The sequence below is a fragment of the Burkholderia sp. D-99 genome, from assembly GCF_011605345.1.
GTDB lineage: Bacteria > Pseudomonadota > Gammaproteobacteria > Burkholderiales > Burkholderiaceae > Burkholderia.
Genome location: NZ_JAAOXM010000015.1, coordinates 53,109 through 71,115, shown reverse-complemented (window position 1 = coordinate 71,115; position 18,007 = coordinate 53,109). Strand labels below are relative to the sequence as shown.

General features: G+C 63.5%; 18 protein-coding genes. 12 read left to right on the top strand and 6 right to left on the bottom strand.

Annotated features, from left to right (window positions below):
• Positions 1 to 11 precede the first annotated feature (11 nt).
• Positions 12 to 434, top strand: coding sequence for a CopD family protein (locus HAV18_RS34410; RefSeq protein WP_208102237.1), 423 nt, complete (start codon positions 12 to 14; stop codon positions 432 to 434).
• 103 nt (positions 435 to 537) lie between these two features.
• Here the strand turns inward: HAV18_RS34410 and HAV18_RS34405 are convergent, their stop codons facing one another.
• Positions 538 to 1,386, bottom strand: coding sequence for a MurR/RpiR family transcriptional regulator (locus HAV18_RS34405; protein ID WP_166964822.1), 849 nt, complete (start codon positions 1,384 to 1,386; stop codon positions 538 to 540).
• 294 nt (positions 1,387 to 1,680) lie between these two features.
• On the opposite strand from HAV18_RS34405, the gene edd reads away from it, so the two are divergent.
• From edd to HAV18_RS34380, 4 genes are all read left to right on the top strand, one after another.
• Positions 1,681 to 3,537, top strand: coding sequence for a phosphogluconate dehydratase (gene edd, locus HAV18_RS34400; RefSeq protein ID WP_166964821.1), 1,857 nt, complete (start codon positions 1,681 to 1,683; stop codon positions 3,535 to 3,537).
• 19 nt (positions 3,538 to 3,556) lie between these two features.
• Positions 3,557 to 4,183, top strand: a complete 627-nt coding sequence (gene eda / locus HAV18_RS34395; RefSeq protein ID WP_069247127.1) for a bifunctional 4-hydroxy-2-oxoglutarate aldolase/2-dehydro-3-deoxy-phosphogluconate aldolase — start codon at positions 3,557 to 3,559, stop codon at positions 4,181 to 4,183.
• Between the two features lie 220 nt (positions 4,184 to 4,403).
• Positions 4,404 to 5,765, top strand: coding sequence for a GntP family permease (locus HAV18_RS34385; protein WP_166964819.1), 1,362 nt, complete (start codon positions 4,404 to 4,406; stop codon positions 5,763 to 5,765).
• 13 nt (positions 5,766 to 5,778) lie between these two features.
• Positions 5,779 to 6,282 carry a gluconokinase gene (locus tag HAV18_RS34380; protein WP_166964818.1) on the top strand — a complete coding sequence of 168 codons (504 nt, stop codon included), beginning with the start codon at positions 5,779 to 5,781 and terminating at the stop codon, positions 6,280 to 6,282.
• 182 nt (positions 6,283 to 6,464) lie between these two features.
• On the opposite strand, the gene HAV18_RS34375 is transcribed toward HAV18_RS34380, so the two are convergent.
• From HAV18_RS34375 to HAV18_RS34360, 4 genes are all read right to left on the bottom strand, one after another.
• Positions 6,465 to 6,695, bottom strand: coding sequence for a hypothetical protein (locus HAV18_RS34375; RefSeq protein WP_243771822.1), 231 nt, complete (start codon positions 6,693 to 6,695; stop codon positions 6,465 to 6,467).
• Between the two features lie 25 nt (positions 6,696 to 6,720).
• On the bottom strand, positions 6,721 to 7,266 hold the full coding sequence (locus HAV18_RS34370) for a DUF4105 domain-containing protein (protein WP_166964814.1): 546 nt from the start codon (positions 7,264 to 7,266) through the stop codon (positions 6,721 to 6,723).
• A gap of 3 nt (positions 7,267 to 7,269) precedes the next feature.
• Positions 7,270 to 7,797: a PAAR domain-containing protein gene (locus HAV18_RS34365; RefSeq protein ID WP_166964812.1), complete on the bottom strand. Its 528-nt coding sequence runs from the start codon at positions 7,795 to 7,797 to the stop codon at positions 7,270 to 7,272.
• 287 nt (positions 7,798 to 8,084) lie between these two features.
• Complete coding sequence (locus tag HAV18_RS34360; protein ID WP_166964810.1) at positions 8,085 to 8,750, bottom strand: TetR/AcrR family transcriptional regulator; 666 nt, start codon at positions 8,748 to 8,750, stop codon at positions 8,085 to 8,087.
• A 276-nt stretch (positions 8,751 to 9,026) separates the two neighbouring features.
• On the opposite strand from HAV18_RS34360, the gene HAV18_RS34355 reads away from it, so the two are divergent.
• Positions 9,027 to 10,448, top strand: a complete 1,422-nt coding sequence (locus HAV18_RS34355) for an FAD-binding oxidoreductase (protein WP_166964808.1) — start codon at positions 9,027 to 9,029, stop codon at positions 10,446 to 10,448.
• 75 nt (positions 10,449 to 10,523) lie between these two features.
• On the opposite strand, the gene purB is transcribed toward HAV18_RS34355, so the two are convergent.
• Positions 10,524 to 11,912 (bottom strand): adenylosuccinate lyase, encoded by a 1,389-nt coding sequence (gene purB / locus HAV18_RS34350; RefSeq protein ID WP_166964806.1) that lies wholly within the window; start codon positions 11,910 to 11,912, stop codon positions 10,524 to 10,526.
• A gap of 231 nt (positions 11,913 to 12,143) precedes the next feature.
• Here purB and HAV18_RS34345 point away from each other — a divergent pair, with 231 nt between their 5' ends.
• The 6 genes from HAV18_RS34345 (at position 12,144) to HAV18_RS34320 (ending at position 17,997) form a co-directional block, all read left to right on the top strand.
• Positions 12,144 to 13,097 (top strand): LysR substrate-binding domain-containing protein, encoded by a 954-nt coding sequence (locus tag HAV18_RS34345; RefSeq protein WP_166964804.1) that lies wholly within the window; start codon positions 12,144 to 12,146, stop codon positions 13,095 to 13,097.
• Between the two features lie 277 nt (positions 13,098 to 13,374).
• The gene (locus tag HAV18_RS34340) at positions 13,375 to 14,661 is read left to right on the top strand and encodes a Glu/Leu/Phe/Val dehydrogenase (RefSeq protein WP_166964802.1); all 1,287 of its coding nucleotides are present in this window, start codon (positions 13,375 to 13,377) and stop codon (positions 14,659 to 14,661) included.
• A gap of 218 nt (positions 14,662 to 14,879) precedes the next feature.
• Complete coding sequence (locus HAV18_RS34335) at positions 14,880 to 15,773, top strand: glutamate/aspartate ABC transporter substrate-binding protein (RefSeq protein WP_166964800.1); 894 nt, start codon at positions 14,880 to 14,882, stop codon at positions 15,771 to 15,773.
• Positions 15,774 to 15,857: 84 nt separating this feature from the next.
• Positions 15,858 to 16,598: an amino acid ABC transporter permease gene (locus tag HAV18_RS34330; protein WP_011350947.1), complete on the top strand. Its 741-nt coding sequence runs from the start codon at positions 15,858 to 15,860 to the stop codon at positions 16,596 to 16,598.
• Positions 16,598 to 17,275, top strand: coding sequence for a glutamate/aspartate ABC transporter permease GltK (gene gltK / locus HAV18_RS34325; RefSeq protein ID WP_166964798.1), 678 nt, complete (start codon positions 16,598 to 16,600; stop codon positions 17,273 to 17,275). The genes HAV18_RS34330 and gltK overlap by 1 nt, the downstream gene beginning before the upstream one ends.
• Positions 17,272 to 17,997: an amino acid ABC transporter ATP-binding protein gene (locus HAV18_RS34320; protein ID WP_011350949.1), complete on the top strand. Its 726-nt coding sequence runs from the start codon at positions 17,272 to 17,274 to the stop codon at positions 17,995 to 17,997. The genes gltK and HAV18_RS34320 overlap by 4 nt, the downstream gene beginning before the upstream one ends.
• The last annotated feature ends 10 nt before the right edge of the window (positions 17,998 to 18,007 follow it).

Here is an 18,007-nt window from a genome sequence, read left to right as displayed (position 1 = left end):
GCACACAACCGATGGCGATGCTCTGGGTCAAGACGTTTCATATCGTTCTGATTGCCGCGTGGTTCGCGGGGCTTTTCTACCTGCCGCGTATCTACGTGAACCTGGCGATGGAAACCGATCCGGCTGCCGTGCGGCGCCTGTTGTTGATGGCGCGCAAGCTGTTCCGCTTCATGACGATGATCGCGGTGCCGGCGCTGGCCTGCGGGCTGTGGCTCTGGCTCTCGATCGGCATCGGGCAGGGGCAGGGCTGGATCCATGCGAAGGTGACGGTCGTGCTGCTGCTCATCGTCTATCACGCATATTGCGGGCACCTGCTGCGGGTGTTCGAGCGCGGCGAGAACAAGCGCACCGACAAGTGGTACCGCGTATTCAACGAGCTGCCGGTGCTCGGCATGCTCGCGGCGGTCGCGCTGGTCGTGATCAAGCCGTTTTGAGCGACGCGGCCGGCGGGCACGTACCGCTTCGAATCATGCAAAACGGCGCCCCGCGGGGCGCCGTTGTTCGTTTACGTGCTGTTTCGTTTCGCGCGGTGCCTGCTCAATCCTTCGCGCCGTCGTCGATCCGGCGGCGCGTGATTGCTTCCTTCGCGCGCCCGACCCGTTCCATCAGCGCGGGGCCGCGCGACAGCGCGACGCCGACCGCTAGGATGTCGCCGATCGCGAGATGCGACATCCGCGACGTCATCGGCGAAAACACGTCCGTTTCCTCCGCAACGTTCGACGCGAGACTCACCGTCGCGAGCTTCGCGAGCGGCGAATGGCTCTGCGTGATTGCGACGACCTTCGCGCCGCACGCGATCGCGGAGCGCGCGGCGTCGACGATGTCGCGCGTGCGGCCGGTGTTCGAGATCGCGACGACGACGTCGTGGGGCCCAAGCAGCGCGGACGACATCGAGAACGTGTGCGGATCCGAATACGCGACGCTCGGCACGCCGAGCCGGAAGAACTTGTGCTGGATGTCCTGCGCGGCGATGCCGGAGCCGCCGGCGCCGTAGAACTCGATCCGCGATGCGTTCGACAGCAGCGCGATCGCATCGGCGACGCTGCCGGCCGACAGGCTGTTGCGCACCTCGATCAGCGCGCCGATCGTGCGGTCGAATACCTTGCCGATAATGCCGGGCGCGGGCTCGTCGGGCTCGACGTCGCGATACACCGACGACACGCCCGGCGCGACGCTCTGCGCGAGCCGGATCTTGAACTCGCGAAAGCCGCTGCAGCCGAGCGCCTGGCAGAAGCGCGCAATCGTCGGCTGGCTGACGCCCGCGCGCGTCGACAACTCGGTCATCGCGAGGTCGAGCACCTCGCGCGGCGCGGCGAGGATGTAGTCGGCGAGCTTGCGCTCGGACGGGCGCAACTCGGCGCGGATCGCTTCAATGCGGGGCAGCATGGGACGGCAGGCAGGAATCGGGTTCGGATGAGCGAGTGTATCGCAATCGAATTGTAGAAAATCTACATGAAATTACTAGCTTCATTATCGACGATTCATGGTGATCGGGGTATCGACGATTAGGGTTTTTCACTAGGTAAAGCCTTACTGGTGGCGGGAATAAGGGTTGCGCGCATGCTGTTCGACATTGCACGCGTGTAGTTTTTCTACTAGACTGACTTCGTTCGTTCGACGCAGTCGATCGTCCCCACGATTCCAACCGCCGGTGTCGGCCGGCATACAGGAGCGCCCAGCATGACGTCGCTGCACCCCACTCTGGCGAAGGTCACCGAACGCGTGATCGCCCGCAGCCAATCGACCCGTTCCGCCTATCTGCAGCGCATCGACGGCGCGCAGGGCAAGTTCCCGGCACGTGGGGCGCTGTCGTGCGCGAACCTCGCGCACGGCTTCGCCGGCCTCGAGGGCAACGACAAGTTCTCGATCAAGGCGATTCGCGAGCCGAACATCGGCATTGTTTCCTCGTACAACGAGATGCTGTCCGCGCATGCGCCGTACAAAGATTTCCCCGAGATCATCAAGGCGGCCGCGCGCGAGAACGGCGGTGTCGCGCAGTTCGCGGGCGGCGTGCCGGCGATGTGCGACGGCGTCACGCAGGGCAACCCGGGGATGGAGCTGTCGCTGTTCTCGCGCGAGGCGATCGCGATGGGCACGGCAATCGCGCTCACGCACAACATGTTCGACGCCGCGCTTTGCCTCGGCATCTGCGACAAGATCGTGCCGGGCCTCCTGATCGGCGCGCTGCAGTTCGGCCACCTGCCGACGATCTTCGTGCCGGCCGGCCCGATGACGAGCGGCCTGTCGAACGACGACAAGGCGAAGATCCGCCAGCAATTCGCGACCGGCCAGGTCGGCCGCGACGCGCTGCTCGAAGCCGAATCGGCCGCGTATCACGGCCACGGCACCTGCACGTTCTACGGCACCGCCAACAGCAACCAGATGCTGATGGAGCTGATGGGGCTGCACCTGCCGGGTTCGGCATTCGTCCATCCGCACACCCCGCTGCGCACTGCGCTGACGGCCGAGGCCGCGCGCCGCGTGCTCGACCTGACCGTCGAGCGCGGCCACTACACGCCGATCGGCCATGTGATCGACGAGAAGGCGATCGTCAACGGGATCGTCGCGCTGCTCGCGACGGGCGGCTCGACCAACCACACGCTGCACCTCGTCGCGATCGCGCGCGCGGCCGGCATCCTGATCGACTGGAACGACTTCGACGAACTGTCGGCCGTCGTGCCGCTGCTCGCGAAGATCTACCCGAACGGCAAGGCCGACGTGAACCACTTCCACGCGGCGGGCGGTGTGGCCTTCCTGGTGCGCAACCTGCTCGAAGGCGGGCTGCTGCACGAGGACGTGACGACGGTCGCGGGCAAGGGCCTGTCGCACTACACGAAGGAACCGAAGCTGATCGACGGCAAGCTGACGTGGGTCGACGGCACGGCCGAGAGCCACGACACGAAGGTGCTGCGCGGCATCCGCGACCCGTTCCAGCCGGACGGCGGCCTGCGGCTGATGCAGGGCCGGCTCGGCCGCGGCGTGATCAAGATTTCGGCGGTCGCGCCCGAGCACCGCAAGGTGACGGCACCCGCGATCGTGTTCGATTCACAGGAAGCCGTGCAGGCAGCGTTCGATCGCGGCGAGCTGAAGCGCGATTTCGTCGCGGTCGTACGCTTCCAGGGCGCGCGCGCGAACGGGATGCCCGAGCTGCACCGTTTGACGCCGCTGCTCGGCGTGCTGCAGGATCAGGGCTTCCATGTCGCGCTCGTCACCGACGGCCGCATGTCGGGTGCGTCGGGCAAGGTGCCGGCCGTGATCCACGTGTCGCCGGAGGCGCTGCTGGCCGGCCCGCTCGGCAAGGTGAAGACGGGCGATACGCTCGTGATCGATGCTGACGCCGGCGTGCTCGACATCGAGGTCGACGCCGCCGAGTGGCAGGCGCGTCCGGTCGCGCAGCCGCTGCACCAGGCCGAGAACGAGGTGGGTTTCGGGCGTGAACTGTTCGGCGTGTTCCGCGCGGCCGCCGCGCCGGCCGAGCAGGGCGCATCGGTTTTCGGCACGCTGGTCGGCGAAACGGCCGCCCACGTCGCCGCATGAATTTCAAGGAGCCAATTCAATGAAGACGATTGCTGAAATCGTGAAGCTGGGCCCGGTCATCCCGGTGCTCGCATTCGACTCGGTCGAGCAGGGCGAACACGTGTCGCGCGCGTTGCACGCGGGCGGCGTGAAGGTGCTCGAGATCACGCTGCGCACGCCGGCCGGCCTGGAAGCGATCCAGCGCGCGAGCCAACTCGCGGACGACATCGTCGTCGGCGTCGGCACGATCACGAAGCCCGAGCATTGCGAGCAGGCGAAGCGCGCGGGCGCGAAGTTCGGTGTGTCGCCGGGCCTGACGAAAGAGCTGCACCTCGCGTCGCTCGACGCGGGCCTGCCGCTGCTGCCGGGCGTGATGACGCCGAGCGACATCATCCAGGCGCTCGAATTCGGCTACGAGATCGTGAAGTTCTTCCCCGCGCAGCAGGCGGGCGGCGTGCCGATGCTGCAGGCGTTCCACGGCCCGTTCCCGGCGCTGAAGTTCTGCCCGACCGGTGGCATCACGGTCGACACCGCGCCGAATTTCCTGAAACTGCCGAATGTCGTGTGCGTCGGCGGCTCGTGGCTCACGCCGAAAGCCGCGCTCGCTGCGCAGGACTGGGCCGAAGTCACGCGCCTCGCGCAAGCCGCGAGCCAGCTGCCCCGTTAAGACTTGTACGAAATGACGATTTGACCCTCGGAAATCAGGCGCTTAGTGCTTGTTTTACCGAGGGTTTTTGCTGATGGAACCGGTTCTATCCGCGGGCCGTAAAGATAAGTAAAATTCAGCGTCCTGACGGGGTGGGTACCCCCCGTGTTCCGGAGACCTGCATAGCCGGGCATACTCGCAACAACTCGCCCGGTTCGAACAATTCTAGGAGGAGTGCCACATGGGGGCTGTCCAAGGCAGCATGCTGCTCGTATTCACGCTGATCGCGATTGCCGCGCTGATCCTGATGATCGCGCGCTACAAGATCTACCCGTTCCTGGTGCTGATCATCGTTTCGCTCGGCCTCGGTCTCGTCGTCGGCATGCCGATGGACAAGATCGTAAAGTCGTTCGAGGCGGGCACCGGTGGCACGCTCGGCCACATTGCGATCGTCGTCGGCCTCGGCACGATGCTCGGCAAGATGATGGCCGAATCGGGCGGCGCCGAACGGATCGCGACCACGCTGATCGACTGGTTCGGTGAAAAGAACATCCACTGGGCGATGATGTTCGTCGCGATCATCGTCGGCCTGCCGGTGTTCTTCGAAGTCGGCTTCGTGCTGCTGATCCCGATCGCGTTCAACGTCGCGAAGCGCACCGGCAAGTCGCTGCTCGTCGTCGGCCTGCCGATGGTGGCCGGCCTGTCCGTCGTGCACGGGCTGATCCCGCCGCACCCGGCCGCGCTGCTGGCCGTTCAGCAATACGGCGCCGATATCGGCAAGACGATCGCGTTCGGCCTGCTCGTCGGCGTGCCGACCGCGATCATCGCGGGCCCGCTGTTCGCGCTGACGATCTCGAAGTTCGTGAAGCTGCCGGAAAACAACCCGCTTGCCGCGCAATTCGTCGATTCGCGCACGGATGGCAGCAAGCGCGAACTGCCGAGCTTCGGCATCACGCTGTTCACGATCCTGCTGCCCGTCGTGCTGATGCTCGTCGGCAGCTGGGCCGACCTGCTGTTCACGCCGAAGTCGCTGCCGAACAACCTGCTGCGCTTCGCCGGCAACTCGGACGTCGCGCTGCTGATCGCCGTGCTCGTGAGCTTCTTCACGTTCGGCAAGCTGCAGGGCTTCAACCGCGACCAGATCCAGAAGTTCTGCAGCGAGTGCCTGGCACCGATCGCCGGCATCACGCTGATCGTCGGTGCGGGCGGCGGCTTCGGCGGCGTCCTGCGTGACAGCGGGATCTCGCAGCAGATCGTCGAGACCGCGAAGCACGCGCACCTGTCGCCGTTGCTGCTCGGCTGGTTCGTCGCGGCGCTGATGCGTCTCGCAACGGGTTCGGCGACGGTCGCGATGACGACCGCCTGCGGCATCGTCGCGCCGATCGCGGCGGCGGCCGGCACGACGGTCAGCCCGGAGCTGCTGGTGCTCGCCACGGGCTCGGGCTCGCTGATCTTCTCGCACGTGAACGACGGCGGCTTCTGGCTGATCAAGGAATACTTCGGGATGACGGTCGGTCAGACGTTCAAGACCTGGTCGTTGCTCGAAACCATCATCTCGGTGCTCGGTCTCAGTTTCACGTTGCTGCTGAGCATGGTTCTGTAACAAGGGGTAGTCAATGATTCTGATCGCAATGGGCGTGTCGGGCGCGGGCAAGTCGCGAATCGGCGAAATGCTGGCGGAACGCCTGTCGTGCACCTATACCGACGGCGACGCGTTTCACAGCGCGGCGAACAAGGAAAAGATGCACCAGGGCATTCCGCTGACCGACGACGACCGCTGGCCGTGGCTGCGTACGATCCGCGAGGCCATCGAGGAAAAGCAGCGCGCGGGCGAGACGGCCGTGTTCACGTGCTCGTCGCTGAAGCGCTCGTACCGTGACGTGCTGCGCGGCACCGACACCGACGTGCGGTTCGTGTATCTGAAGGGTTCGTTCGAGGTGTTGCACGAGCGCCTGAAGAGCCGCACCGGCCATTTCTTCGATCCGTCGCTGCTGAAGAGCCAGCTCGATACGCTCGAGGAGCCGGGCCCGGACGAAGCGATCGAGGTCAGCATCGAGCTGACGCCCGAACAGATCGTCGATCAGGTCATGCTGAAGATCGGCATCGCGCAGCAGCACTGAGCGCGGGTCGCGGGAGTCCGACAAGCAAGGGCGTCGATGAACTGATCCTGCAATTGAATTGGGATTCAGAGACTGCGAGCCCAAGGGCTGAGTCCTGTGTTACAGGGCCTCAGCCCTTTTCATTTGGTGATGTGCGTTCCTGCAGGTGACGGCTCGGACGCGTCGCGTTACCCGCTGCAGAATCAGTTTTTGTTGCGGGGAAGTTTTTTGAATTTCCCACCCGTCACCCAACCTTCGCCAGCCTGGCACTTGACCTTGGTGTACATGTCGACTTTGCCAGCCATGTCCATGCCGGGCTCACAGCCATCTGACGGTTGAAGGAAAAAGGCGATCTTTCCGTCGATACTGTCATAAACAGGAATGCGATCTTCCGCAATCCAGGTTTCATCAGGGTGCGCGGTACAGCCGATCATTAGAGTCGCCAGCAACGGGATGATGCTATTTCTTCGGATAAACATGCTCGGCAACGAGTCGTCGTGAGTGCTTTAATCCTGTCATGAGATCGGCAGGGGAAATGGTGTCCGCGAATGACCAGCGACGATCGTATGCCTGTATACCTGCGGATTCAAGTATCTCGGCAATATTTGAAGAGCAACTGTTTTCGAGCAAAGAATATGGCTCGTTGGCGGCGATTCGTTTGTGAATCTCGGCAAGAATTTTTTGCTTTTCCGCGGCGGTTACCTTCAGTACATATCCCCATGAGTCCCGTTGCATGTCAACCTGCTGGCGGTGCAAGTAATGCTCCTTCGTGTCGATGTCCCATCGTGCCGGAGCGCGCCCATATTCTCGGCCATCTACGATGATTGCCGTATGACCGAACTGTGATCCTCTGGAAATTAGCCGAGAATCGCTGACGATGATTTCGACGGTTTCGCGGCTCGTATGCGCGAACACCTCTTTTGCACCGGTGTTTGTGGTGGGCGTGGTTGTCTTCATCGCCGCCTTGATGAGCAGCTTGCCAGTCCTTGATATGATCGTATCCATTTTTTAAATGTAAATGTGCACGTCTTCGGAATCGACTGTCGACGAAAGCAAGTGCGTATGACCATCGCCATCTGTAACACCGTGCTCAATCTTGCCGTTTGCACGCAAGATTGCGTATTCCGTATTTATCAGTGGCATGCCCGAAGTAGTATTAAAAAGCTTGAATCGGTCGTCGAAGCATGCTGAACCGATCGGAGATGTGAGGTTCTGATCTGCACGAAAACCAAGTTGCGCCAACTCATGACCTTCGAACGACATGGAACCCGTGGATTGGGAGGCAATCAGCCTTGGAGGTGGGGCGCACTTGCAGATGCAGATGTCATTTTCGAGCGCAATCTGTTTACCCATCAGCAGCATGGTGCGATACGGTTGAACATTTGCAATTCGGCCTACCGATTTGCATGCATTGCAATAAATTTCTGCGCCATTGTAGGCAACGGCTTTGCCGTGATGCTTAAACGAATTTTCTCCCTGTATTACCGTTCCGCCGGCTGTTGTTTTGTCATCGATTCGAATGAAATGGCGTCTCATGAAATATCCTGGAAATCATTGTGTATAGACTGCCATGATTTTTATTGAGATGCCTGTTGTTGATGAGGGGGTTGTTGTGAAGTGTTAATGCGTTAAAAATTGTTGAAATGCAAAATTCAGATTGGGATTGTCTGTATTTTTTATTTAATTTTTGGGTGGCATGCCTGATAAGATAATGCTTATCTAGGAGGTTGGCAGTGCGCTTTATCAAGTATGCCTATTCTGAAATAGCTAATCTTCCCTTAAGACGGGTCCTGCACGCGCAATCGGCATCACGCGTGCGTGGATTACTTATTGCCACCGACAGGGGCGCCGCGTGCTCGTAGCGCGATGCCGTCGAGCAGCACATCCAGCATCGTGTCGTGCACGGCTGCCGGATCGAGCTGCGCATAGAGCGGGGCGGCCGCTTTGACGAGCGGATGCTCGGCGTCCGACAGCGCTTCCATTTCCGCCAGCTCAACGTCGTTCGCGGCGCGCGTGAGGCCGCCGGCCTCCGCGGCGGCAAGCCCGATCACGCTCGCATACCAGCCGACGCATACCGATGGCAGCGCCGCGCGCGGGATGCCGGCGTCGGCCAGCGCGCGATGCACGGCTTCGATGTGCGCGAGATCGGCGGGCCCGGTACTCATGTGCCGCTGCAGGAGTGCGAACGCGGCCGGGTAGCGCAGCGCGAGCGCGCGGTACTGGCGCGCGAGGTCGCGCAGCCGTTCGGGCCACGGCAGTGTGGCGTCGACCGGCACGAGCGAGCGCGACAGCGCGTTCGCGATCGCGCGGCTCAGGCCCTCCTTCGACTTGAAGTGGTACAGCACGCTCATCGGATCGCAGCCGACCGACTGCGCGAGCTTGCGCACGCTGAACGCGGCTTCGCCGACGTCTTCGAGCAGCGCGAGCGCGGCTGCGACGATTGCATCCTTGTCGAGGCCGCGCGGGCCCTGGGCGGGTTTGTCTTTCATCGATACGGACTGGCGTGCCGGTGCGGTACCGGCTGTAAACTTGACGAAAGTAAATTCTACACTGTAGAATTATTTCTGCGGTGTAGAAATTGGGTGTCCCGGCACCTTTCAATACGTGCTTTCGCACAGTCCGGGATTCAGGCGGCACGAGCGTGCCCGCCGTCAACACGGGCCATCGCGCCCCTTTTCTCGTTGACACCCATGTGGAACCGGCTGCCCCACCCGCGAAGCCAGAAGGCTCTTCGACAGGCGGCCCAAGACCATGCAAGTGCAATCATGACTTTCAACAACCAACCCCTGATCCAGGGCGAATCGCGTTTCGAACAGACGCAACTGAACATCGAAAAAGACAACTGGAACTGGTGCGACCCGGCCCGCTACGACGGCGAGCGCCCGGCGAACTGGTACGAGGCGTCGCTGTCGCGCCACGCGAACGGCGCGCCGCTCGCGCACGATGCCGTATGCGACGTGCTCGTGATCGGCGCGGGCCTGCTCGGCGCATCGGCCGCGCTGCATCTCGCGGAAGCGGGCGTCGATACGATCCTCGTCGACAAGCATCACGTCGGCTCGGCCGCGTCGGGCCGCAACGGCGGGCAGCTCACGCCCGGCCTCGCGCGCTGGGAAGCCGCCGACATGATCGACCACCTGTCGCACGACGACGCGAAGCGGCTGTGGCGCTTCGCGTCGGCCGAGTCGATGGACCTGATCGATGCGATCGGCGCACGTTACGCGCTCGAACTCGACCGCAAACGCGGCCACATCACGGCGGCCGTCCACCCCGGCCACATGAGCGCGCTGCTGGACGGCGCAGATGCGCGCCGCCATCTCGGCGACGCCGGCGTGACACTCGTCGGCCGTCATCAGCTGCATGACGAATACGTGCGCTCGGGGCTGTATCACGGCGCGGCGATCGATGCGGTTGGCGGGCAGATCCATCCGCTCGCGCTCGTGCGCGGCCTCGCGCACGGCTTCCAGCTGAACGGCGGCGTGCTGTTCGAGGGTACCGAGGTGCTCGAGCTCGACGAGACGCCGGAAGGCGTCGTCGCGACGACGCCGGGCGGCACGATCACGGCGCGCAAGGGCGTCGTACTTGCGCTGCACAACACGACGTTCCGGCTGCTCGACGACGGTGCGGCGACGACCGTGCCGTTCTTCACGTACGTGAGCGTCACGCAGCCGCTGGATGTCGACGTCGCGACGCTGATGCCGGCCGGCATGCCCGTGTACGACACGCAGTTCCAGATCGACTACTACCGGCCGGTACGCGGCAACCGTCTGCTGTTCGGCGGGCAGGGCACCGGCACGTGCTGGGCGCAGCCCGACGTCAACGCGTATCTGCTGACGCGGCTGAACACGGTGTTCCCGCAGGTCGACGGCAGCTTCGCGCTCGACTACTGCTGGAGCGGCGTCAGCGACTTCACGCTGAACGGCGCGACCGACAGCCGCAAGACCGACGGCCGCGTGCCGATGTACATGGTGCAGGGCTGGAGCGGCCACGGCGTCGCGCAGACGGTTCGGATCGGCAAGGCGATCTGCGACGATTTCGTCGGACGCAACGACGATTTCTCGATGCTGACCGGCATCGACCATCGCGCGATTCCGCTTGGCCGCCAGTTGTCGCCGATCGCGATCCCGGCCGCGAAGGCCGCGATGAGCGTGATGAGCGCGCTCAACCCCGGGCGGATGATTTCGTTCTGATCGGACTGCGGCACGCAATGAAAAAGCCCGATGCGATTGCTCGCATCGGGCTTTTTTACGGTCGGAGACGGGCGCTTACGCGATCCGCTTCGCGAGTTCGATGGCCTTGCCGATGTACGACGCAGGCGTCATCGCGAGCAGGCGATCCTTCGCGTCCTGCGGGATCGCGAGCGTGCCGACGAACTGCTGCAGCGCTTCGCGCGTGATGCCCTTGCCGCGCGTCAATTCCTTCAGCTGCTCGTACGGGTTCTCGATGCCGTAGCGGCGCATCACCGTCTGCACCGGCTCGGCCAGCACTTCCCAGCAGTTGTCGAGGTCTTCGTTCAGGCGCTGCGGGTTCACTTCGAGCTTGTCGAGGCCGCGGATCAGCGAGTCGTACGCGAGCAGCGAGTAGCCGAGCGCGACGCCCATGTTGCGCAGCACCGTCGAGTCGGTCAGGTCGCGCTGCCAGCGCGACACCGGCAGCTTGTCGGCGAGGTGGCGCAGCGTCGCGTTCGCGAGGCCGAGGTTGCCTTCCGAGTTCTCGAAGTCGATCGGGTTGACCTTGTGCGGCATCGTCGACGAGCCGATTTCACCGGCTTTCGTCTTCTGCTTGAAGTAGCCGACCGAGATGTAGCCCCACACGTCGCGGTCGAGGTCGAGCAGGATCGTGTTCGCGCGCGCCACGGCGTCGAACAGCTCGGCCATGTAGTCGTGCGGCTCGATCTGGATCGTGTACGGGTTGAACGTGAGCTTCAGGCGGGTTTCGATCACGTCGCGCGAGAACGCTTCCCAGTCGAATTCCGGATACGCGGACAGGTGGGCGTTGAAGTTGCCGACCGCGCCGTTCATCTTGCCGAGGATCTCGACCTTCTCGATGCGGGTGATCGCACGGGCGAGACGCGCGGCGACGTTCGCGAGTTCCTTGCCGAGCGTCGTCGGGCTGGCCGGCTGGCCGTGCGTGCGCGACAGCATCGGCTGTTCGGCATGCGCGTGCGAGAGCGCGACGAGGCGCTGGTAGACGGTGCGAAGCGCCGGCAGGATCACGTGTTCGCGCGCGCCGGCGAGCATCATCCCGTGCGACGTGTTGTTGATGTCTTCCGACGTGCACGCGAAGTGGATGAATTCGCTGGCCTTTTCGAGTTCTTCCTGGCCCTTCACCGATTCCTTCAGCCAGTATTCGACGGCCTTCACGTCGTGGTTCGTCACGCGCTCGATTTCCTTGATGCGGGCGGCGTCGTGCGCGGTGAAGCGCTCGGCGAGCTGCAGCAGGAATTGTTCGGACGCATCGGAGAAGCGCGGGACTTCCGCGAAGCCGGCGCGCGACAGCGCGATCAGCCAGTGCACCTCGACGGTGACGCGGTGGCGCATGAAGGCGGCTTCGGAGAGCCAGTCGCGCAGTGCTTCGGTCTTGCTGGCGTAGCGGCCATCGATGGGCGAAAGCGCGGTGAGGGCGAAAAGCGTATCGGGACGAGTGTCGGACATGATCGGGCGGGCCTTGGGGCCGGGTCGAGCGAGGGGAAGGAGAATCCGGTATTTTACCATCGGCGCGGGACGATCCCGGTCGCGCGCGGCGGGCGGGCACCACCGCGTGCGGATGTCGAGCCGGAGCCCGTTCCCGGCGGGGCGCCGGGCCGCTCGCCGCGCCGCCGGCCGGGCCCGCCCGCCGGTAGAATGCAGGCTTCTTCCCGACCGCCGCCCGCCGCGCCCGCCTGCATGGAACTGAAATGGCTCGAAGACTTCGTCTCGCTCGCGGAAACGCGCAGCTTTAGCCGGTCCGCGGAACTGCGGCACGTGTCGCAACCGGCATTTTCGCGGCGCATCCAGGCGCTCGAGGCATGGCTCGCGACGGAACTGATCGATCGTTCGGTCTATCCGACGCGGCTCACGCAGGCCGGGCAGATCTTCTACGAGCAGGCGCTGACGATGCTGTCGCAGGCGCACGAGGCGCGCACGCTGCTGCGCGGCCACGTCGGCGCGCCGGTGCCGACGATCGAGTTCGCGGTGCCGCACACGCTGTCGCTCACGTATTTCCCGCGCTGGCTGCAGCGGATCGAGGCGAAGATGGGCCAGGTCCACACGCGGCTGCGCGCGCTGAACGTGCACGACGCGGTGCTGTCGCTCGTCGAGGGCGGCTGCGATCTCGTGATGGGCTACCACCACCCGAGCCATCCCGTCGCGCTCGATCCGGCGCGTTACGACATGCTGATCCTCGGCAGCGAGCCGATCAGCCCGTTCTCGGCGCCGGGCCGCGCGGGGCGGCCGCGCTACACGCTGCCTGGCACGGCCGATGCGCGCGTGCCGTACCTGTCATATACGCCGAACGCGTATCTCGGCCGGATGACGGAGGTCATCATCGCGAATGCGTCGACGCCGCTGTTCCTCGATCGCGTCTATGAAACCGACATGGCCGAAGGGCTGAAGGCGATGGCACTCGCGGGCCACGGCATCGCGTTCCTGCCGCACAGCGCGGTCGAGGATGCGGTTGCGGGCGGCCGCCTGATCCGGCTCGACCGGTCGGTGCGTGGCGGCGCGCATCCGTTCACGCTGACGATGGAAATCCGGCTGTACTGCGACAAGCTCGCGCTGCAGGGCGACGATCCGCGACAGAAACTCGTGCGTGGGCTGTGGGACGTCGTGCGCGACGAACTGCGCGAAACCGCAGGTTAACCGTGGGCGGTTAACCGTCGGCCAGCCGGCCCGGCCGGCTGTCGTCAAGCTTGCGACGCCTGTCGGGCGCCTGTCCGGCGGCCGGCCCGTGCCCGGGAAACACGAATTTTCACGCACGCGATGCACGATCGATCGCGTGCGTTCTTGCGCAAATCGACCGCAGATTTGCGAAAAATCGCGATCATGCAAGAAACGCATAATCGAATAAGCAAACGGCATTGGATAAAAAAAACGGGTTTTTCGACAATGTGCGCACCTGTTGACCGTTGGAGCATCCATGTCTTCGCAATTGCAGTCCATCCCGTCCTACCTGCACGCCGACGATCTCGGCCCGTGGGGCAACTACCTTCAGCAAGTCGATCGCGTCGCGCCGTACCTCGGCTCGCTGTCGCGCTGGCTCGAGACGCTGAAGCGTCCGAAGCGCATCCTGATCGTCGACTGCCCCATCGAGCTCGACAACGGCACCGTCGCGCACTTCGAAGGCTATCGTGTGCAGCACAACGTGTCGCGCGGCCCGGGCAAGGGCGGCGTGCGCTACCACCAGGACGTGACGCTGTCGGAAGTGATGGCACTGTCCGCATGGATGTCGGTGAAGAACGCGGCCGTGAACGTGCCGTACGGCGGTGCGAAGGGCGGTATCCGCGTCGACCCGCGCAAGCTGTCGCGCGGTGAGCTCGAGCGCGTGACGCGCCGCTACACCAGCGAAATCGGCATCATCATCGGCCCGAACACCGACATTCCGGCGCCGGACGTCAACACCAACGAACAGGTGATGGCGTGGATGATGGACACCTACTCGATGAACCAGGGCCAGACGTCGACCGGCGTCGTGACCGGCAAGCCGATCGCGCTCGGCGGCTCGCTCGGCCGCAAGGAAGCAACGGGCCGCGGCGTGTTCGTCGTCGGCTGCGAAGCGGCGAAGAAGAAGGGCCTCGAGATCGAAGGCGCACGCATCGCGGTGCAGGGCTTCGGCAACGTCGGCGGCATCGCGGCGAAGCTGTTCCAGGAAGCGGGTTCGAAGGTGATCGCGGTGCAGGATCACACGGGCACGATCTACCAGCCGGCCGGCCTCGATTCGAACAAGCTGCTCGACCACGTCGCACGCACGGGCGGCGTCGCGGGCTTCGAAGGCGCGGAGCCGATGCCGAACGACGAGTTCTGGACGGTCGAAACCGACATCCTGATCCCGGCGGCACTGGAAAACCAGATCACCGAGAAGAACGCAGCGAAGATCCGCACGAAGATCATCGTCGAAGGCGCGAACGGCCCGACGACGACGGCAGCGGACGACATCCTGAGCGCGAACGGCGTGCTCGTGATCCCGGACGTGATCGCGAACGCGGGCGGCGTGACCGTGTCGTACTTCGAGTGGGTGCAGGATTTCTCGAGCTTCTTCTGGACGGAAGACGAGATCAACCACCGTCTCGAGCGCGTGATGCGCGAAGCATTCTCCGGCGTGTGGGCGGTCGCGGAAGAGCACAAGGTGTCGGTGCGTACGGCGGCGTTCATCGTTGCGTGCAAGCGCATCCTGATGGCGCGTGAAATGCGTGGCCTCTACCCCTGATCGTTGACTATGATCAATTCATGACGCAATCCACCCGATTGCGGATATGAACCCTCGCGGGCGGTGCCGGATCCGGCATCGCCCGCGCGCGCATTCGGGGCGCCCGGAGCCGGGAGGAAGGCTTCGCCAAAGGCGCCGCGACGTGCGGTAAACAACACTACTTTCAAAAATATTACTTTGATACACTGGCGCGGGTTTTAGCCAAGGAGATGACCAAAATGAAATACCAAAAGGCAGTCCTGATGTTCGCGGCGCTTTGCGCGTTCGCAAGCGGCGCGCATGCTCAGGAGACGGGCACGCTGAAGAAGATCAAGGACACGGGCGTGATCGCGCTGGGGCACCGCGAGTCGTCGATCCCGTTCTCCTACTATGACGAAAAGCAGCAGGTGGTCGGCTATTCGCGCGAATTCCAGCTGAAGGTGGTCGACGCGGTGAAGAAGAAGCTGAACCTGCCGAACCTGCAGGTGAAGAACATCCCGGTCACGTCGCAGAACCGCATTCCGCTGGTGCAGAACGGCACGGTCGACATCGAGTGCGGCTCGACGACCAACAACGCCGAGCGCCAGCAGCAGGCCGCGTTCTCCGACACGATCTTCGTGATCGGCACGCGCCTGATGACGAAGAACGATTCGGGCATCAAGGATTTCGCCGACCTGAAGGGCAAGACGGTCGTGACCACTGCCGGCACGACGTCCGAGCGCCTGCTGCGCAAGATGAACAACGAAAAGCAGATGGGCATGAACATCATCAGCGCGAAGGATCACGGCGATTCGTTCAATACGCTGGAATCGGGCCGCGCGGTCGCGTTCATGATGGATGATGCGCTGCTCGCGGGCGAGCGCGCGAAGGCGAAGAAGCCGGGCGACTGGGTGATCGTCGGTACGCCGCAATCGGAAGAAGCGTACGGCTGCATGATGCGCAAGGGCGATGCGGACTTCAAGAAGGTTGTCGACGATGCGGTCTCGCAAGTCGAGAAGTCGGGCGAAGCCGCGAAGATCTATGCGAAGTGGTTCGAGAACCCGATCCCGCCGAAGGGGCTGAACCTGAACTTCCCGCTGTCCGATTCGATGAAGAAGCTGTACGCGAACCCGAACGACAAGGCGCTCGACTGACCGCACGGCCGTTGATGCAGAAATGACGCTAATGAGACGGAAGAGGCCACGCTTCTTCCGTCTCTTTTTGCTGGAGTCTTGCCCATGTCTTACCACTGGAACTGGGGCATCTTCCTGAGCCCCGTGTCGACCGGCGAGCCGACGACTTATTTCGGATGGCTGATGTCCGGCTTCTGGGTGACGATCGAAGTGTCGCTCGTCGCCTGGGTCATCGCGCTGATCGTCGGTTCGCTGTTCGGCGTGCTGCGCACCGTGCCGAACAAATGGCTGTCCGCGATTGGCACCCTGTACGTGTCGATCTTCCGGAACATTCCGCTGATCGTGCAGTTCTTCGTCTGGTATCTCGTGATACCCGAGCTGCTGCCCGCATCGATCGGCACCTGGATCAAGCAGTTGCCGCCCACTACGCAGTTCTTTACCGCGTCGATCATCTGTCTCGGCCTGTTCACGGGCGCGCGCGTGTGCGAACAGGTGCGCTCGGGGATCAACGCGCTGCCGAAGGGTCAGCGCGCCGCCGGTCTCGCGATGGGCTTCACGCAATGGCAGACGTATCGCTACGTGCTGCTGCCCGTCGCGTACCGGATCATCGTGCCGCCGCTCACGTCGGAATTCCTGAACATCTTCAAGAACTCCGCCGTCGCGTCGACGATCGGCCTGCTCGACCTGTCCGCGCAAGCGCGCCAGCTCGTCGACTACACCGCGCAGACGTATGAATCGTTCATCGCGGTCACGCTCGCATACGTGATCATCAACCTTGTCGTGATGTCGTTCATGCGCTGGATCGAAGGCCGTACGCGGCTGCCCGGCTATATCGGAGGCAAGTGATGCATCAGTTCGACTGGAGTAGTATTCCCGGCGCGCTGCCGACGCTGTGGACGGGGGCGGTCGTCACGTTCCAGATCACGCTGATCGCGATCGTGGTCGGGATCGTCTGGGGCACGCTGCTGGCGCTGATGCGGCTGTCGGGCGTCAAGCCGCTCGCGTGGTTCGCGCAGGGCTACGTGACGGTGTTCCGCTCGATCCCGCTCGTGATGGTGCTGCTGTGGTTCTTCCTGATCGTGCCGCAGTTGCTGCAGGGCGTGCTCGGTCTGTCGCCGACGATCGACATTCGTCTCGCGTCGGCGATGGTCGCGTTCTCGCTGTTCGAAGCCGCGTATTATTCCGAGATCATCCGCGCCGGCATCCAGGCGGTGCCGCGCGGGCAGGCGAATGCCGCGTTCGCACTCGGCATGAACTACGCGCATGCGATGCGCCTCGTGATCCTGCCGCAGGCGTTCCGCGCGATGGTGCCGCTGCTGCTCACGCAGGCGATCGTCCTGTTCCAGGATACGTCGCTCGTGTACGTGATCAGTCTGGCGGACTTCTTCCGCACGGCGGCCAACATCGGCGATCGCGACGGCACGACCGTCGAGATGGTCCTGTTCGCCGGCGCATGCTATTTCGTGATTTGCACGTTGGCGTCTGCTCTCGTCAAGGGTCTCCAGAAAAAGGTCACAAGATGATTTCCATCAAGAACGTTTCGAAGTGGTACGGCCAGTTTCAGGTCCTCACCGACTGCACGACCGAGGTCAAGAAAGGTGAAGTGGTCGTCGTGTGCGGCCCGTCGGGCTCGGGCAAGTCGACGCTGATCAAGACCGTGAACGGCCTCGAGCCGTTCCAGCAGGGCGAGATCCTCGTGAACGGCCAGTCGGTCGGCGACAAGAAGACGAACCTGTCGAAGCTGCGCTCGAAGGTCGGGATGGTGTTCCAGCATTTCGAGCTGTTCCCGCACCTGTCGATCACCGAGAACCTGACGCTCGCGCAGGTCAAGGTGCTTGGCCGCGGCAAGGACGAGGCGAACGAGAAGGGCATGAAGCTGCTCGACCGCGTCGGCCTGAAGGCGCATGCGCACAAGTTTCCGGGCCAGTTGTCGGGCGGCCAGCAGCAGCGTGTCGCGATCGCGCGCGCGCTGTCGATGGACCCGATCGCGATGCTGTTCGACGAACCGACGTCCGCGCTCGATCCCGAGATGATCAACGAAGTGCTCGACGTGATGGTCGAACTCGCGCAGGAAGGGATGACGATGATGGTCGTCACGCACGAGATGGGCTTCGCGAAGAAGGTGGCCCATCGCGTGATCTTCATGGACAAGGGCGCAATCGTCGAGGACGACCGCAAGGACGATTTCTTCTCGAATCCGAAATCGGAACGCGCGAAGGACTTCCTCGCGAAGATCCTGCACTGAGCGTTCGCGC

Excerpts from the sequence above, each read along its gene's own strand:
- HAV18_RS34410 (WP_208102237.1), top strand. The coding sequence starts at position 12 with ATGGCGATGCTCTGGGTCAAGACGTTTCATATCGTTCTGATTGCCGCG.
- HAV18_RS34405 (WP_166964822.1), bottom strand. The coding sequence starts at position 1,386 with ATGCTGCCCCGCATTGAAGCGATCCGCGCCGAGTTGCGCCCGTCCGAG.
- edd (WP_166964821.1), top strand. The coding sequence starts at position 1,681 with ATGACGTCGCTGCACCCCACTCTGGCGAAGGTCACCGAACGCGTGATC.
- eda (WP_069247127.1), top strand. The coding sequence starts at position 3,557 with ATGAAGACGATTGCTGAAATCGTGAAGCTGGGCCCGGTCATCCCGGTG.
- HAV18_RS34385 (WP_166964819.1), top strand. The coding sequence starts at position 4,404 with ATGGGGGCTGTCCAAGGCAGCATGCTGCTCGTATTCACGCTGATCGCG.
- HAV18_RS34380 (WP_166964818.1), top strand. The coding sequence starts at position 5,779 with ATGATTCTGATCGCAATGGGCGTGTCGGGCGCGGGCAAGTCGCGAATC.
- HAV18_RS34375 (WP_243771822.1), bottom strand. The coding sequence starts at position 6,695 with ATGATCGGCTGTACCGCGCACCCTGATGAAACCTGGATTGCGGAAGAT.
- HAV18_RS34370 (WP_166964814.1), bottom strand. The coding sequence starts at position 7,266 with ATGGATACGATCATATCAAGGACTGGCAAGCTGCTCATCAAGGCGGCG.
- HAV18_RS34365 (WP_166964812.1), bottom strand. The coding sequence starts at position 7,797 with ATGAGACGCCATTTCATTCGAATCGATGACAAAACAACAGCCGGCGGA.
- HAV18_RS34360 (WP_166964810.1), bottom strand. The coding sequence starts at position 8,750 with ATGAAAGACAAACCCGCCCAGGGCCCGCGCGGCCTCGACAAGGATGCA.
- HAV18_RS34355 (WP_166964808.1), top strand. The coding sequence starts at position 9,027 with ATGACTTTCAACAACCAACCCCTGATCCAGGGCGAATCGCGTTTCGAA.
- purB (WP_166964806.1), bottom strand. The coding sequence starts at position 11,912 with ATGTCCGACACTCGTCCCGATACGCTTTTCGCCCTCACCGCGCTTTCG.
- HAV18_RS34345 (WP_166964804.1), top strand. The coding sequence starts at position 12,144 with ATGGAACTGAAATGGCTCGAAGACTTCGTCTCGCTCGCGGAAACGCGC.
- HAV18_RS34340 (WP_166964802.1), top strand. The coding sequence starts at position 13,375 with ATGTCTTCGCAATTGCAGTCCATCCCGTCCTACCTGCACGCCGACGAT.
- HAV18_RS34335 (WP_166964800.1), top strand. The coding sequence starts at position 14,880 with ATGAAATACCAAAAGGCAGTCCTGATGTTCGCGGCGCTTTGCGCGTTC.
- HAV18_RS34330 (WP_011350947.1), top strand. The coding sequence starts at position 15,858 with ATGTCTTACCACTGGAACTGGGGCATCTTCCTGAGCCCCGTGTCGACC.
- gltK (WP_166964798.1), top strand. The coding sequence starts at position 16,598 with ATGCATCAGTTCGACTGGAGTAGTATTCCCGGCGCGCTGCCGACGCTG.
- HAV18_RS34320 (WP_011350949.1), top strand. The coding sequence starts at position 17,272 with ATGATTTCCATCAAGAACGTTTCGAAGTGGTACGGCCAGTTTCAGGTC.